General features: G+C 48.5%; 14 protein-coding genes. 12 read left to right on the top strand and 2 right to left on the bottom strand.

Annotated features, from left to right (window positions below):
* The first annotated feature begins 351 nt into the window (after positions 1–351).
* The 11 genes from MCG98_RS00440 to MCG98_RS00390 all read left to right on the top strand — a co-directional run bounded on the left by MCG98_RS00440 (position 352) and on the right by MCG98_RS00390 (position 15,257).
* Entirely contained in the window at positions 352–1,425 is a 1,074-nt protein-coding gene (locus MCG98_RS00440; protein ID WP_240299909.1) for a hypothetical protein, read from the top strand.
* Positions 1,426–1,442: 17 nt separating this feature from the next.
* A complete protein-coding gene (gene gatC, locus MCG98_RS00435) occupies positions 1,443–1,736 on the top strand; it encodes an Asp-tRNA(Asn)/Glu-tRNA(Gln) amidotransferase subunit GatC (RefSeq protein WP_240299908.1) in 294 nt (97 codons plus the stop codon).
* Positions 1,737–1,754: 18 nt separating this feature from the next.
* A complete protein-coding gene (gene gatA, locus MCG98_RS00430; protein ID WP_240299907.1) occupies positions 1,755–3,239 on the top strand; it encodes an Asp-tRNA(Asn)/Glu-tRNA(Gln) amidotransferase subunit GatA in 1,485 nt (494 codons plus the stop codon).
* Positions 3,223–4,656 (top strand): Asp-tRNA(Asn)/Glu-tRNA(Gln) amidotransferase subunit GatB, encoded by a 1,434-nt coding sequence (gene gatB / locus MCG98_RS00425; protein WP_240299906.1) that lies wholly within the window; start codon positions 3,223–3,225, stop codon positions 4,654–4,656. Before gatA ends, gatB begins: the two co-directional genes overlap by 17 nt.
* Entirely contained in the window at positions 4,656–5,999 is a 1,344-nt protein-coding gene (locus MCG98_RS00420) for an MATE family efflux transporter (protein WP_240299905.1), read from the top strand. The genes gatB and MCG98_RS00420 overlap by 1 nt, the downstream gene beginning before the upstream one ends.
* A gap of 148 nt (positions 6,000–6,147) precedes the next feature.
* On the top strand, positions 6,148–8,283 hold the full coding sequence (gene nrdD, locus MCG98_RS00415) for an anaerobic ribonucleoside-triphosphate reductase (protein ID WP_240299904.1): 2,136 nt from the start codon (positions 6,148–6,150) through the stop codon (positions 8,281–8,283).
* Between the two features lie 157 nt (positions 8,284–8,440).
* A complete protein-coding gene (locus MCG98_RS00410; RefSeq protein WP_240299903.1) occupies positions 8,441–8,938 on the top strand; it encodes a PaaI family thioesterase in 498 nt (165 codons plus the stop codon).
* 97 nt (positions 8,939–9,035) lie between these two features.
* Positions 9,036–11,603: a preprotein translocase subunit SecA gene (gene secA, locus MCG98_RS00405; protein ID WP_240299902.1), complete on the top strand. Its 2,568-nt coding sequence runs from the start codon at positions 9,036–9,038 to the stop codon at positions 11,601–11,603.
* A gap of 46 nt (positions 11,604–11,649) precedes the next feature.
* Positions 11,650–12,778 (top strand): peptide chain release factor 2 gene (gene prfB, locus MCG98_RS00400; RefSeq protein WP_240299901.1). Its coding sequence is split into 2 segments (ribosomal slippage): positions 11,650–11,724 and positions 11,726–12,778, totalling 1,128 coding nucleotides; the frame shifts between segments, so codons are not numbered across the junction.
* A gap of 28 nt (positions 12,779–12,806) precedes the next feature.
* Complete coding sequence (locus MCG98_RS00395; RefSeq protein WP_240299900.1) at positions 12,807–14,024, top strand: homoserine dehydrogenase; 1,218 nt, start codon at positions 12,807–12,809, stop codon at positions 14,022–14,024.
* An 18-nt stretch (positions 14,025–14,042) separates the two neighbouring features.
* Positions 14,043–15,257, top strand: a complete 1,215-nt coding sequence (locus tag MCG98_RS00390) for a cofactor-independent phosphoglycerate mutase (RefSeq protein WP_240299899.1) — start codon at positions 14,043–14,045, stop codon at positions 15,255–15,257.
* Positions 15,258–15,311: 54 nt separating this feature from the next.
* On the opposite strand, the gene MCG98_RS00385 is transcribed toward MCG98_RS00390, so the two are convergent.
* A complete protein-coding gene (locus tag MCG98_RS00385; protein ID WP_240299898.1) occupies positions 15,312–16,094 on the bottom strand; it encodes a DUF975 family protein in 783 nt (260 codons plus the stop codon).
* A gap of 70 nt (positions 16,095–16,164) precedes the next feature.
* Between MCG98_RS00385 and MCG98_RS00380 the strand changes: the two genes are divergently transcribed.
* Complete coding sequence (locus MCG98_RS00380) at positions 16,165–16,494, top strand: DUF2752 domain-containing protein (protein ID WP_240299897.1); 330 nt, start codon at positions 16,165–16,167, stop codon at positions 16,492–16,494.
* Here the strand turns inward: MCG98_RS00380 and MCG98_RS00375 are convergent.
* A complete protein-coding gene (locus MCG98_RS00375) occupies positions 16,489–16,962 on the bottom strand; it encodes a DUF4190 domain-containing protein (RefSeq protein ID WP_240299896.1) in 474 nt (157 codons plus the stop codon). The two genes, MCG98_RS00380 and MCG98_RS00375, sit on opposite strands and share 6 nt — an antisense overlap.
* Between the last annotated feature and the right edge of the window lie 102 nt (positions 16,963–17,064).

The following is a 17,064-nucleotide window of genomic DNA, read 5'->3' as shown; positions in this document are numbered from 1 at the left end:
TGAACAGACATTTATTTTCAAATATGGAAAAGGCTGAGAGGGAGACTCTGCTTTGGGAGCTTGACAGGAATACGGCGTCACCGACTGAGAGCGCTGTTGGAGGGAAAAAAGCAAACGGGAACACTCCGGAGCCGGCTGTCTGAACAGATGAGTAGGTCAGCACGCGGCACCCGTTAAGTGCGTAAGAGGCAGTGGTGCGGTACTTATGCACCGGACTGCAATGCGGGTGGTACCGCGGGAAATGTGTGATATCCCGTCCCGGAATATGTATGTATTCCGGGACGGTTTTTCATTATGCAGAGGATTTTTAATTTATGACAAACGCTTAGGGGAAGCAGATAGGAGCAGAGGATGGGAGAGAGCAGGTGTTTACTTTGTGAAGGGCATATCGTGAACGGCAGATGCCAGGACTGCGGGATGAATTATAGCCGCAGAAGAACGTACCGCTTAAATGGAAACGGAAGTTTTACTGTGACGGAGCGGAAAGAAAAAGCTGCCGGAGACCGGAAGACGTCCCCTGTGCAGGCGGGGAATGCACAGAGGAATGCAGGCACGTATCAAAGATCAAAAGAAATGTATGGGAATCGGACTGCCTATCCATATAATAATGGAAAAACTGCAAAAAAGAAGAATTACGGCGGGATTGTGGTAGCAGCTATCGTGGCGATCGGTGTTATCTCGAGTGCTGGCGAGTGGATCTATGAGAAGGCTTCTGAGATTCACACCGGCCAGGCAGAAACTGAGGCGGTATGGGAATCCAATACTGGGGATGAAGAATATGTTTATGACCCGTACGAGTATGTGACGGAAGTGATGCCCAAAAGCGGTGAGAGTATGACGGCGGTACTGCAGCCGGGGGTCTATATCGGCGGGAGGCAGCTGCCGGTGGGCCAGTACAGCGTAAAGGCGGTAGAAGGTCTGGGGAATGTGATACTGGAGGATACGGAGCTAATAAGCTATCGCTGGGAGACGCTTTGGGCGGAAGATATGAAAACGGACGATGAATATCAATACGAAACAGAGACAACTGCGGATGATTTTCGGCTGTTTGAAGGCTGGGCGCTGAAGGTACAGCCGGGGATGGCTGTCGAAATATCTTCCGACAATGCGCAGATTGATACGCAGAAAGAACCACAGAAGAATACAGTGCTTAATACCGTGGTGCTGGAAGACGGCATGGTAGCCGGGGAGGAATTTCCGGCGGGTGCCTATGATCTGACAGCGGTCAGTGATTACGGGTCAGTAGTGGTAAAACGCGGAGAGTATGATGTGTTTCACTCATTTTTGGAGGCAGGAACTCTTTCGGGCGAGTACAGGAACCTCGTGCTGGAAGAGGGAGATCAGATTATCATTGAAGAAGACTATACCGGAGAAGAATTTGAGGTCCGCCTTGATGCATGTGAAAAGATATATCCCGGGCAGTGAACAGAAAGGAGATTGCAATGGCTGATATGATTCATGATGAGACGATAGAATACGTCGGAATACTGGCAAAGCTTAAGCTTTCCGATGAGGAAAAAAAACAGGCGAAAAAAGATATGGTTCGCATGCTTGACTATATTGATAAACTGAATGAGCTGGATACATCCGGTGTGAAGCCGATGTCCCACGTATTCCCGGTTCAGAATGTATTTCGCGATGATATCGTGAAAAACGGGGACGACAGAGAAAGCATACTGGGAAATGCTCCGGAGCAAAAAGACGGGCAGTATCAGGTGCCGAAGACGGTAGATTAATGCAGGAGGAACAGGTTCATGGAAATAGTAAATTTAACAGCTGTCGGGCTCGGCAGAAAAATAAAAGAAAAAGAAATTTCCGTTGCTGAGGCAGTCAAAGCTTCACTGGAGCGTCTGCGTGCTGTTGAGGGTGAAATTCATGCTTTTGTGACGGTAGAAGAAGATGCCGCAATGAAAAGGGCGGAAGAGGTACAGAAGAAGATTGATGACGGGACACTTACGGGGCCGCTTGCAGGTGTTCCTGCTGCGGTTAAAGACAATATCTGCACAGAAGGCATACTTACCACGTGCAGTTCCAGAATGCTGAGCAACTTTGTTCCGCCGTATTCTGCAGAAGCAGTGAAAAATCTGGAAAAAGCGGGAGCTGTAATCCTGGGAAAGACCAATATGGATGAATTTGCCATGGGGAGCACAACGGAAACTTCGGCGTTTGGCGTCACACGTAATCCCTGGAATACACAGCATGTGCCGGGAGGTTCTTCCGGTGGATCCTGTGCCGGCGTTGCTGCGGGGGAATGCTTCTACGCACTCGGTTCGGATACCGGGGGTTCTATACGCCAGCCGAGTTCTTTCTGCGGTGTTACGGGACTGAAGCCCACCTACGGTACAGTGTCGCGCTACGGGCTGATCGCATATGGATCATCGCTTGACCAGATCGGACCGGTAGCGAAGGATGTTTCGGACTGCGCAGCAGTTTTGGAAGCAATTGCTTCCTATGATAATAAAGATAGCACATCGGTAAAACGTACATCGTATGATTTTACCGGGGCACTTGAAGATGATGTGAAGGGAATGCGGATCGGTATCCCGGCAGATTATATGGGGGAGGGACTGGAAGCGGACGTGAGAGATGCGGTTCAGGAGGCTGCGGACGTGCTGAAGCAAAAAGGTGCCATTGTGGAAGAATTTGACCTGAGTCTGGTAGAATATGCAATTCCGGCTTACTACGTCATAGCATCTGCAGAGGCCAGCTCTAACCTGTCGCGGTTTGACGGCGTCAAATACGGCTACCGTACACCGGAGTATGAAGATCTTCACAGCATGTATAAAAAAACCCGCTCGGAAGGTTTTGGCGAGGAAGTGAAGCGCAGGATTATGCTGGGTTCTTTTGTACTGAGCTCGGGATATTATGACGCGTATTACCTGAAAGCCCTGAAGACCAAGGCATTGATCAAGGGGGCGTTTGACCGGGCGTTTGAGAGATATGATGTGATCCTTGGACCGACAGCACCGTCGACGGCTCCAAAGCTGGGAGAGAGCCTGGTCGATCCATTGAAAATGTATCTGGGTGATATTTATACGATTTCCGTCAACCTTGCAGGTCTGCCTGGGATGAGTGTACCGTGCAGAACGGATGCGGCAGGGCTTCCGGTCGGCGTACAGTTTATCGGAAACTGTTACCGGGAAGATCATATTATACGGGCGGGCTATGCATTTGAACGGACGAGGACATACCGGGGACCTGTGATGAAAGGAGCGAAACAGAATGAGCAAACAGTATGAGACAGTGATCGGACTGGAAGTCCATGTGGAACTTGCGACGAAAACAAAGATTTTCTGCTCCTGCTCCACAGAGTTTGGAGGTGAGCCAAATACCCATACATGTCCGGTCTGTACAGGTATGCCGGGCTCACTGCCGGTGCTGAATAAACAGGTGGTGGAATATGCACTGGCGGTGGGGCTTGCTACAAACTGTGCGGTCAATCAGAACTGTAAGTTTGACAGAAAGAATTATTTCTACCCGGATAATCCGCAGAATTATCAGATTTCTCAGTTGTACCTGCCAATCTGCCACGACGGGTTCGTGGAGATTGAGACGGAAGAAGGAGGAATGAAAAAAGTCGGCATTCACGAAATTCATATGGAGGAGGATGCCGGGAAACTGATCCACGATGAATGGGAGGACTGTTCGCTCGTGGACTATAACCGGAGCGGCGTACCATTGATTGAGATTGTATCTGAGCCGGATATGCGCAGTGCCCGGGAGGTCATCGCGTATCTTGAAAAACTCAGAATGATCATTCAGTATCTGGGGGCTTCTGACTGCAAGCTGCAGGAGGGATCCATGAGAGCAGATGTCAATCTCTCCGTCCGTGAGGTTGGAGCAGAGGAGTTCGGCACAAGGACTGAGATGAAAAACCTGAATTCCTTTAAAGCAATTGCGAGGGCGATCGAAGGTGAAAAAGAGCGGCAGATCGATCTGCTTGAGAGCGGGGAGACAGTGGTACAGGAGACACGAAGATGGGATGACAGCGCTGGAGAATCCTATGCGATGAGGTCAAAGGAGGATGCGCAGGACTACCGGTATTTTCCGGACCCTGATCTGGTACCCGTCGTGATCAGCGACGCATGGATTCAGGATATACGCGATCGTCAGCCGGAGCTGCGTACCGAAAAACTGAGACGCTACCAGCAGGAATTTGGGATTCCTGATTATGATGCGCAGATCATCACCTCGTCCAAGCGGCTGGCGGATCTGTTTGAGGCGACGACCGCTGTCTGCGGTAAACCGAAAAAGGTATCTAACTGGCTGATGGTGGAGACGCTGCGTTTGTTAAAGGAGCGCGGGATGGACCCTGAAGATATCCGGTTTGCGCCGGAAAACCTGGCAAAGCTGATTGAACTGGCAGATGCCGGTACGATCAACAGCACAGTAGCGAAGGAAGTTTTTGAAAAAATATTTGATGAAAATATAGATCCGGATGTGTATGTAGAAGAGAAGGGGCTGAAAACAGTCAATGATGAGGCTGCACTCCGCAGTGCAATAGAAGAGATCATCGCTGCAAATCCACAGTCTGTGGAAGATTACCACAACGGAAAGGAGAAGGCGGTTGGCTTCCTTGTAGGGCAGACGATGAAGGCCATGAAAGGAAAAGCAAATCCGGCTATGGTCAATCGGATCCTGAAAGAATTATTGTAATGGAGAAAAAACAATTTTATAAAATGGTGTTTTCCCTGGTTCTGCCTATGGCGGTGCAGAACCTGATCAACGTCGGTGTGACAGCGGCCGACGTCATTATGCTGGGAAGAGTTGGAGAGACGGCGCTATCGGCGGCGTCTCTTGCAAACCAGATCAGTTTCATACTCAATCTGCTTATGTTTGGACTTACCTCAGGTGCAGCTGTGCTGACGGCACAATACTGGGGGAGGAAGGATACACGTACCATAGAAAAAGTGATGGGAATATCTTTCCGCTTTGCGATCATTGTGGGGCTGCTGTTTGGTGCGGCGGCATTTTTTATACCGCAAAAACTGATGCTCATTTTTACGAGAGAGGATATTATCATAGCTGAAGGAATCCGTTACCTCAGGATCGTAGCATTTTCTTATCTGCTGATGTCGGTCAATATGGTATATCTGAATCTGTTGCGAAGTGTGGAGCGTGTTCTCGTCGGTATGGTTACCTATGCCGTGTCTCTGCTGGTCAATGTTATCGTCAATGCTATTTTCATATTCGGCCTGTTGGGAGCGCCCAGTCTTGGGACGGCGGGTGCGGCTATCGGGACACTGACGGCACGCTGTATAGAACTGGTGATCATTTTGCTGTATGACAGAAAGTATAACGATGTGCTCAAAGTTCGGATACGTGACATTTTTGTCAGGGATCGCGGGCTCAGGCGGGATTTTATCCGCTATGCAATGCCTGTCGCTGCAAACGAGCTGATATGGGGTTCCGGCATGGCGATGATCAGCGCGGTCATGGGACATCTGGGAGGCGCAGCCGTAGCAGCCCACTCAGTGGCACAGACGAGCAGGCAGCTGGCTATGGTTGTGTCACTTGGACTGTCAGGTGCAGCGGCTATTATTCTGGGAAAGACGATCGGGGAGGGACGCAGGGACCTTGCAAAAGTGTATGCATCCCGGTTCATGAAGCTATCGCTGTTCGTCGGAATTGCCGGGGGACTCTTTATCTTTTTTGTGATTCGGCCTGTTGCGAATGCTTTTCTGGTGCTGACTCCTGAGGCCCGGGAATTTCTGGGATATATGATGTTCATCATGTCCTATTTCTGTGTGATACAGAGTGTTTCCTGCACAGTCATCGTGGGAATCCTCCGGTCCGGAGGTGATACACGGATCGGACTGATACTGGATGTCTGGGGACTCTGGGGCTGTTCCATCATACTCGGTGCTATTGCGGCGTTTGTCCTGAAATTACCGGTCCCCGTCGTCTATGCCCTGATCACGTGTGATGAGGCGGTGAAGTTTCTGCCGGCATTTAAGAGGTATCGTTCCTATAAATGGCTGAAGGATGTAACACGCTAAAAGTCTGAAAATAATTTGGGACTTTATTTTCTACAGGGTGCATGCTATACTGGTTGATACAAGATATAGTGATAAAAAACTTATTTAACACTGAAAAACACAAGATATTGAAAAAAGAAAAGCATCAGTGAAAAAGGAGATAGGGGAAATGGTATACATTATAAAAAAGGACGGGACGAGAGAACCATTTAATGCGGACAAGATTGTCAGGGCAGTCAACAAGTCGGCAGGGAGGATTCTGTATGAGTTCACAGATGAGGAGATTGCATTCATCTGTAAATATGCGACGGAGAAGGCAGAAAGACTCGGGAAGAAAGAACTGCCTATCCAGGATATGCACAATATCGTTGAAGGTGCGCTGGAAGAGGTCAACCCTGCTGTTGCAAAGAGTTACCGTGATTACCGGAACTACAAGATAGATTTCATACATATGATGGATGATGTGTATACAAAGAGCCAGTCCATCCGCTATATCGGCGATAAGAGCAATGCCAATACGGACAGTGCACTTGTGGCTACAAAGCGGAGCCTGATCTTCAATGAACTGAACAAAGAACTGTACCGAAAATTTTTTATGAACCGCAACGAACTGCAGGCATGCAAGGATGGCTACATTTATATCCATGACCAGTCTGCCCGTCTTGACACGATAAACTGTTGTCTGTTTGATGTGGCAACGGTGCTGAAAGACGGATTTGAGATGGGGAATGTCTGGTATAATGAACCGAAGACTCTGGACACGGCATTCGATGTAATGGGAGATATTATCCTGAGCACTGCGGCACAGCAGTACGGTGGATTTACAGTCCCGGAGGTGGATAAGATCCTTGGGCCTTATGCACAGAAAAGCTATGATAAGTATTATGCAGAATTTCTGAAATACGCAGATAAGAGCTGGACCGGAAGAGAAGAAAAAGCAATGGAATACGCCATGGACAAGGTTCGCAGGGATTGTGACCAGGGATGGCAGGGCATTGAATATAAACTTAATACGGTGGGGTCCTCCAGAGGAGACTATCCGTTTGTGACTGTGACGATCGGGCTTGGAACGGAGCATTTTGAGAAGATGGTCTCTCTGTCACTGCTGGAGGTCCACAAGGGGGGACAGGGGAAAAAAGGTCATAAAAAACCGGTTCTATTCCCCAAAATCGTCTTTCTGTTTGATAAACACTTGCACGGGCCTGGCTGTCCGTGCGAAGAAGTGTTCGAGGCGGGGGTTTCCTGCTCGGCTAAGACGATGTATCCTGACTGGCTGTCTATGACCGGAAAAGGATATATTTCGAGTATGTATAAACAGTATGGCCGCGTGATCAGTCCCATGGGTTGCCGGGCATTTCTGAGCCCATGGTATGAACGGGGGGGCATGAATCCTGCTGATCCGGACGACAAACCGGTATTTGTGGGGAGATTCAATATCGGTGCTGTCAGTCTGCATCTTCCTATGATCCTTGCGAAATCACGTTCTGAAAACCGTGATTTTTACGAGGTGCTGGACTTTTATCTGGAAATGATCCGTCAGCTGCATATCCGCACATATGATTATCTGGGCGAGATGAGAGCATCTACGAATCCTCTTGGCTACTGTGAAGGCGGCTTCTATGGAGGGCATCTGAAACCTTCGGATAAGATACGTCCGCTTCTGAAACCTATGACGGCGTCGTTTGGTATCACGGCGCTCAATGAGCTGCAGGAGCTGTATAATGGAAAGTCCATTGCAGAGGACGGGCAGTTTGCGCTTGAGGTGCTGCAGTATATCAACGATAAAGTTGCAAAATACAAACTCGAAGACGGGATTCTCTATGCGATATACGGGACGCCTGCGGAGAGTCTGTGTGGATTACAGGTGGAACAGTTCCGGAAAATGTACGGAATTGTCCGCGGTGTATCTGACCGTCCTTATGTCAGCAACAGTTTCCACTGCCACGTGACCGAGGATATCACCCCGATTGAGAAACAGGATCTGGAAGGACGATTCTGGGAACTGTGCAACGGCGGGAAAATTCAGTATGTGCGCTATCCGATCGATTATAATGTTGAGGCGATCAAAGCCCTTATCTACCGTGCAATGGATCTTGGCTATTATGAAGGCGTCAACCTCTCGCTTGCGTACTGCGATGACTGTGGTCATCAGGAACTGGAGATGGATGTGTGTCCGGTCTGCGGTTCCACAAATCTGACTAAGATTGACCGTATGAACGGCTATCTGTCATACAGCCGTGTTCACGGTGATACCAGACTGAATGACGCCAAGATGGCGGAGATTGCGGAGAGAAAATCCATGTGATCCTGGAATATAAGCCTGTTGTGATGTGGCCGTATGGTGAATCGGTCACAGAACAGCAGGCTTTTCAATCTTTACAGAATTCCTTGTAATTTCTGCAAGCTGTGTTATAATTCGATTCATGGCGGCAACAGGAAGAGAAATCTGGAGGAATTGTACGATGGAAACAGAAATAATAATTGCATACAGAGACAAAATAAAGAATGCAGGGCCTTCCGCGCAGGAGTCTTTATTCCGGGAGATGGCGGAAGCAGTGCTCAGTCACCGGAGGGGGGCCAACTCCGGAATCATGCAGATGATGAAGATGGAACTGGCTGAATGCAGTTACAGGGAGCAGAGTATCACCCTGCGTTTTCCGGTAGAACACTGGCAGCTGAATCCGCTGAATACAATGCACGGAGGACTCTCCGCGACAGCGTGTGACAGTACAGGAGGCCTGCTGACCCGCATTGCGGCATTTACGGGGATAACTCCGACGGTTTCACTGAATATGAATTATCTTTCCCCCATTCTGGAGAACACACATCTGATGATTAAAGCCAGGGTGGAACATCTTGGGAAGACTTTAGTACAGATTTCCATGGACGGGTGGATTGAGGAGACCGGGAAACCGGCGGTGATGGCGACGGGTATCTATATGCCGAAGGCATCCGCGTAAAGCAGAGTTCACGAAAATATGATTGTTTTACTCTGTTAAAAGTGCTAAAATAGAAACGTATGTATAAATATGAAGATTTCAGGAGCGAATTACGATAATGAAAATAATCGAGAAAGTATTTGGAACGCACAGTTCCCGTGAGGTAAAACGTATTCTGCCGCAGGTCGATCAGATTGAGGCTCTTCGTCCGGCGATGCAGGCGCTTAGTGACAGTGAACTGCGGGATAAAACACGTGAATTTAAAGAGCGGCTTGAGAAGGGTGAGACGCTTGACGATCTGCTGGTAGAGGCGTATGCAGTTGTTCGTGAAGCGGCAAAGCGTGTACTGAACATGGAGCATTACCGCGTTCAGCTGATCGGAGGTATTATTTTACACCAGGGCCGTATTTCTGAGATGAAAACCGGTGAAGGTAAGACACTTGTCTCCACACTTCCTGCCTATCTGAATGCGCTGGAAGGAAAAGGCGTTCATATCGTTACCGTTAATGACTATCTGGCACACCGTGATGCTGAATGGATGGGAAAAGTCCATGAATTTCTGGGGCTGACGGTAGGCGTTGTATTGAATTCCATGAAAAGTGATGAGCGCAGGGCGGCTTACGCCTGTGATATCACATACGTGACTAACAACGAACTTGGATTTGACTATCTGCGTGATAATATGGTTATTTATAAAGAACAGCTGGTGCAGAGAGATCTGCATTATGCGATCATTGATGAGGTTGACTCTGTTTTGATCGACGAAGCGAGAACGCCGCTTATTATCTCCGGACAGAGTGGGAAATCCACCAAACTGTATGAAGTCTGCGATATCCTTGCAAGGCAGCTGGAGCGCGGTGAGGCCAGTGGTGAGATGACGAAGATGGTCGCGATTATGGGTGAGGAGATCACAGAGACCGGTGATTTTATCGTGAATGAAAAGGATAAGATCGTAAACCTGACGGAAGAAGGTATCCGCAAAGTCGAAAAATTCTTCAGTATTGAGAACCTTGCTGACCCCGAGAACCTGGAAATTCAGCATAATATTATTCTTGCTCTGCGTGCGCACAACCTGATGTTTAAAGATCAGGATTACGTTGTGAAAGATGAACAGATATTGATCGTTGATGAATTTACCGGGCGTATTATGCCGGGAAGAAGGTATTCTGACGGCCTGCATCAGGCAATCGAGGCAAAAGAGCATGTGAAGGTACGCAGGGAGAGCAAAACCCTTGCAACAATCACATTCCAGAACTTCTTTAATAAATACGCAAAGAAGGCAGGTATGACAGGTACCGCCCTGACCGAGGAGCAGGAGTTCCGGGATATTTACGGAATGGATGTCATAGAGATCCCTACAAACAAACCGGTGGTTCGCATGGATCAGGATGATGCCGTCTATATGACCAAGAAAGAAAAATTCAAAGCTGTTGTGGAAGAGATCAAGGTGGCACATGAAAAACAGCAGCCTGTGCTGGTCGGTACCATAACGATCGAGACATCTGAGCTGCTGAGCGGTATGCTGAAGCGTGAAGGTATCCCGCACCAGGTGCTGAATGCAAAATTCCATGAGCTTGAGGCTGAGATCGTTGCACAGGCAGGTATCGCCGGAACTGTGACGATCGCTACGAACATGGCAGGCCGTGGTACGGATATTAAACTGGATGATGTGTCCCGCAAGGCCGGTGGATTAAAGATCATCGGTACGGAGCGCCACGAGTCCAGACGTATCGACAATCAGCTGCGAGGACGTTCCGGACGTCAGGGAGACCCGGGAGAATCCAGATTTTACATTTCCCTTGAGGATGATCTGATGCGTCTGTTCGGCTCTGAACGTATGATGAAAGTGTTTACAACACTGGGAGTTGCCGAGAACGAGCAGATCGAACACAAGATGCTGTCAAATGCGATTGAGACAGCACAGAAAAGAATCGAGAGTAATAACTACGGTATCCGTAAAAACCTGCTGGAATATGACCAGGTTAACAATGAACAGCGGGAGATCATATACAAAGAAAGACGCCGTGTATTAGATGGTGAGAATATGCGGGATGCCATCTATAAGATGATCACTGATACGGTTGACAATGCTGTGGATATGTGCATCAATGAAGACAATGATGCTGCGGAGTGGGATCTGGGAGAATTGAATACAGTACTGATTCCGATCATACCGCTTGAGCCGCTGACAGAGGAACGCGTTGCGGGGCTGAAGAAGAATGAATGCAAACAGAAACTGAAGGAAGAAGCCGTGAAGCTCTACGAGATGAAAGAGGCAGAATTCCCGGAGGCGGAACAGCTTCGTGAGCTGGAGCGTGTCATTCTCCTGAAAATTATTGACCGTAAGTGGATGGACCACATCGACGATATGGATCAGCTCCGTCAGGGAGTCGGTCTGCAGGCATACGGACAGAAAGATCCGAAAGTCGAATATAAGATGGCGGCTTATGAGATGTTTGATGATATGACGGCGTCTATTCAGCAGGATACTCTGCGTCTGCTCTATCATGTCAGAATCGAACAGAAAGTGGAGCGGGAACAGGTGGCTCAGGTCACCGGAACCAACAAGGATGACAGTGGTCCGAAAAAACCGGTACAGCGTACCGCGGAGAAGGTATATCCGAACGATCCGTGCCCATGTGGAAGCGGGAAGAAATACAAACAGTGCTGTGGCCGCAGAGCGTAACGCTGCTGCAGGCATGCTATAAAAATTTTAGAAAGAAGGTGAAGCAGTGGTTGAATTAGATCAGTTCAGGGGAATCCTGAACAATTACACAGGACCATTAGTGGAAGTGAGGGATTCACTTTGACCTTGCTAACAAGGAAAAGCGGATTCAGGAATTAGAAATGGAAATGGAAGCGCCGGGCTTCTGGGACAATCCGGAGTATTCTCAGCAGCTTATGAAAGAGCTGAAAGGACTTAAAAATGATTTGGACACGTACCAGGGCCTGATATCCAGAAAAGAGGATATGGAGACGCTTATTGAGATGGGTTATGAGGAAAATGACCCGGAAGTGATACCGGAAATACAGGAACTGCTGGATGAATTTACGAAAGAATTTGAGGATATCCGTGTAAAAACACTGCTGGCAGGTGAGTATGACAGGGACAATGCGATCGTGACCCTGCATGCCGGGGCCGGTGGAACTGAATCGTGCGACTGGGCAGGAATGCTTTACCGTATGTATAACCGCTGGGCGGAACGAAAAGGATATACCGTTGAAGTGCTGGACTATCTGGATGGTGATGAGGCGGGTATCAAATCTGTTACGTTTGAAGTGCAGGGAGAAAATGCATACGGATATCTTAAATCGGAGAAGGGTGTACACCGCCTTGTGCGCATCTCTCCGTTCAATGCTGCGGGTAAGCGCCAGACCTCTTTTGTATCCTGTGATGTAATGCCGGATATCGAGGAGGATGTAGACATCGAAATAAAGGATGATGACATACGGATCGACACGTATCGCTCAAGCGGAGCCGGCGGACAGCACATCAATAAAACGTCATCAGCGATCCGTATCACACATTTTCCGTCCGGAATAGTAGTACAATGTCAGAATGAGCGTTCTCAGCATATGAACAAGGACAAGGCGATGCAGATGCTCAAGTCAAAACTGTATCTGCTCAGACAGCAGGAGAATGAGGAAAAACTGTCGGGAATCCGCGGAGAAGTATCTGATATCGGATGGGGTAATCAGATACGCTCTTACGTTATGCAGCCGTACACGATGGTAAAAGACCACCGGACAAGTGAAGAGCGCGGCAATGTGGATGCGGTGATGGACGGTGACATTGATTCGTTCATCAATGCATATCTGAAGTGGATTGCGCTGTCTTCAAAAAAGACAGAGAACGATTAATAAATAAAGACCATAAGGAGAAAAAACGATGATTAATATTGCAGTATTAGGTTATGGTACCGTAGGGTCCGGTGTGGTGGAAGTCATCAATACAAACCATGACAGCATCAACAAAAAAGCCGGTGAAGAGATCAACATCAAGTATGTGCTGGATCTTCGCGATTTTCCGGGCGATCCTGTACAGGAAAAGATCGTCCATGATTTTGAGACGGTTATCAATGACCCGGAGATTAAGATTATCGTGGAAGTACTGGGAGGCATTGAGCCTGCATATACGTTTGTAAAACGTGCTCTGGAAAGCGGAAGAAGTGTCTGCACGTCCAATAAAGAACTGGTAGCAAAACACGGCGTTGAGCTTCTCGAGATTGCCCGCTCGAAAGATATTAATTTTCTGTTTGAGGCAAGCTGCGGAGGCGGAATACCGATCATCCGTCCGCTCAACTCTTCTCTGACCGCGGATGAGATCGATGAAATTACAGGAATCCTGAATGGTACAACGAATTATATTATGACGAAGATGAGCACGGACGGTTCTGACTTTGATGATGTACTGAAGGATGCTCAGGAAAAAGGATATGCAGAGCGCAATCCGGAAGCGGATGTGGAAGGCTACGACGCCTGCAGAAAAATCGCGATTCTCTCCTCGCTGGCATTCGGAAGGTTTGTGGACTACGAAGATGTCTATACAGAAGGGATTACGAAAATAACGGCTGATGACATCAAATATGCCAAGAAAATGGGAACGAGCATTAAGCTTCTGGCAACCAGCAAAAAAGTCGGAGACGGATTCTATGCGATGGTCAGCCCTGTTATGATCGACGGCACCAATCCGCTGTTCAGCGTAAACGGCGTATTTAATGCGATTTTTGTGCACGGCAATGTCCTGGGCGATGCAATGTTCTATGGAAGCGGAGCAGGAAAGCTCCCGACCGCGAGCGCAGTGGTCGCTGACGTTGTGGATGCTGCAAAACATCTGAACCGCAATATCATGATGAACTGGAGCAGCAAAAAACTTGAGCTGATGGATATCAGTCAGGTAGAGGAGCGTTTTTTTGTACGCGTTAAAGGCTCTGTCGCTGCTGACGGACAGCGAGTAAAAGACCTGTTTGGCGATGTGACATTTGTCGAGACGGATGATTTAAAAGGCGAATTTGCGTTTGTAACGGGAGTGATGACAGAAGCCGCTTACCAGGAAAAAGCGCAGCATGCGGACGGAATCATCAGTATGATCCGTGCCAGATTTTAGGCATAAGGGGAGACAGGCATGAAATATGTAATAGTTCTGGGGGATGGCATGGCCGATGAGCCCATTGCCTCTCTCGGGGGGAAAACCCCATTAGCCTATGCAAAGACTCCTGAGCTGGACAAGCTGGCTGCATATTCGGAAATCGGAATGGTGCATACGATTCCTGAAGGCATGAGCCCGGGAAGTGACACGGCGAATCTTTCGGTGATGGGATATGACCCAAAGCAGTATTATACCGGGCGTTCTCCGCTGGAAGCGCTCAGTATCGGCGTGGATATGAAACTGGATGACGTGGCGATCCGCTGCAACATCGTGACGCTCTCCGAGGATGAGCCGTATGAAAAGAAAACCATTATCGACCACAGCTCGGACGAGATCAGTACGGAGGATGCGAAGGTGCTTCTGGAGGCTGTTACGAAGGAACTTCAGAATGAGACATACCAGTTTTATCTGGGCACCAGCTACCGCCATTGTCTGATATGGAGCAATGGGAGCGTGGTGGAACTGACGCCTCCGCACGATGTGCTGGGACAGACCATCGGACAGTACCTGCCGCAGGATGAGATGCTGCGCAGGATGCAGGAGAGAAGTTATGAAATTCTGTCGCGGCATCCGCTGAACCTGGAGCGCAGGAAAAAGGGACGGAAACCTGCGAACAGTTTCTGGTTCTGGGGAGCCGGCACGAGACCGTCACTCGACTCTTTTGAAGAAAAATACCATAAAAAAGGTGTCATGATATCAGCGGTTGACCTGCTAAAAGGGATTGCCGTCGGAGCAGGGATGGATAATATCGTGGTAGAAGGCGCAAACGGCGGTCTTCATACGAACTATGAAGGCAAAGCCAAAGCGGCTGTAAAGGCACTGACTGAGGATGGATATGATTTTGCCTACATTCATGTGGAAGCACCGGATGAGATGGGACATCAGGGCAGTGTGGAGCGTAAGGTACAGGCGATCGAGAATCTGGACCAGCGGGTCATCCGGCTGGTAAGGGAAGGGATGGACGCGTCGGGGCAGTCGTACCGATTGATGGTTCTTCCGGACCACCCGACGCCGATCCGCGTCAGAACCCATACCAGTGATCCGGTCCCGTATCTTTTGTATGACAGTACGGCGCTACAGAACCGGGACTGGCATTACAGTGAGGCGGAAGCAGCAGCGAGCCAAAATGTGCTTGGAGAGGGATGGCGCCTGATGAACCACCTGTTCTCGCAGGGCTTTGACAATGTCTGAGGTTTTGGACAGATAAAAAGAGGATACCCTTTAAAAGGTATCCTCTTTTCTGGCTTATGACCAGGAATCCTGTGCATCATAATCTGAATGAGAATGAATCTGATCCCGCGGACCGCCGTCCAGCTCGCCGATCGTTTCACGGTAAAACTCCATGAAGGTTACGGACATGTAGGGGAACGCCCAGAGATATCCGATTCCGAAAGAAAGTATACACAAAAGGCTGATTCCGATAAAACTCAGTGAGATATAAAAATAACGGCATTTATTTCCTTTCATCAGTGCCGCACTTGTCTTCATCGCCTCTATGGCGCCCATATCCGGATTGTCGATCAGAAGCGGTATGGACAGTGAAAATCCAAGAGTGATAATGTACGAGATGATTCCAAATACAAGTGAGCAAAGAAGCAGACCTGCGATCCAGGAAAGCGGTGTATAGTAAAATGACTGAAAGCCGAGCGACACTGTGATAAGAATCGTGGGAATCTGGCAGACAATGCCCACCAGGGAGATCAGAAAGTTTACTACAATGACCCTGTCCGGGTGATGCGAAAAGCAGTAGAACAGATCGCCGACACCTGCCTGCCTGCCGCGGGAAACATTTAGACTGAGCCGGTTGAAGCCGGCGGCCAAAATACTGATGATCAGCGAGAGGATCAGGGTGATGACCTGGCTGACCACGATCCCCGAAGCCCCTTCGGTTCTGAGGAAAAAGACCGGTACACTCTCGATTGCCATTGCGATCAGGAAGTATACCAGAAAAGTTCCGATGAATATTCCATATCTTCCGTTTAATATGACACGGGCATTTTCTTTTAATTCTCTGGACGAACGTTTCATGTATTTCTTCTCCGTTTTCTTTGTGATATTTGTGTTATACTGTAGGAATGAAACTGAAAGGATGATAAACATGAGAAAACTTTTCATGCACCCCTGTATTTTTCATCAGGTGACAGGTTTTTACTGCCCCGGATGCGGAGGCACAAGAGCTGTGCTTGCCCTTGTGAAAGGTAATATTATTCAGTCATTTCTCTATCATCCAATTGTCGTATATACTGCGGGACTGCTTATCTGGTACGGCATCAGCCATGTGCTGGAATGGATATCCAAAGGAAAGCTGAACATCGGCATGCGGTTCCGAAACAGATACGTGTATGCGGGTCTTTTCATCGTTCTCATCAACTGGCTGATACGAAATTTTCTGCTCTTCCAGTATGGGATCACGCTGGGGGATTTATAATTCACCCTCGGTCAAAGAGCCGCCCTGTCCCAGTCCATCCTGGTAACGGCGCAGAAGGTCATCCAGATAATCGTCGCCGTCATAGTCGTCGTAGTAATCATCCTCACCGTTATGATAATAATATTCATACCCTCGAAGTACGTTGTCAAACTCTCCGGATGATACAAAAGACACGATATAGAAAGTATATACGGTGATTGAGAGTACGATTCCGATGATGGATAATGCAAGACCGGCCTTTGCCGTTCCGTTCATTGGTGTCCGGCCCCTGGAAAGAATGGCAAAGATGATTCCGAGTGCGCCGAGAATAAAAGATCCTCCGCAGCAGATCAATACCAGAGAACAGATTCCCAGTACAAGGGAAGCAGTTGACAAAGGTGAAGAAGATGCCGGAGGCGGTGCCTCCTGCCGGTTTTGATAGTAGTAATCCTGCTGTGGGTTTTCGTTGAAATTGGTATTTTGTTCCATGATACGATCCCGCTTTCTGAATGTAATGATAAATTCTTTTTCTGGGTTTACGTAACAGTCACACTGTTACGCGTATATTTTATCATGAAGTAAGGGGCTTTA

Source organism: Ruminococcus sp. OA3, from assembly GCF_022440845.1.
In the GTDB taxonomy this organism is placed as follows: domain Bacteria; phylum Bacillota; class Clostridia; order Lachnospirales; family Lachnospiraceae; genus Ruminococcus_G.
The sequence above is the reverse complement of the archived record's forward strand: the minus strand, read 5'-3'. Positions and strand labels throughout refer to the sequence as shown.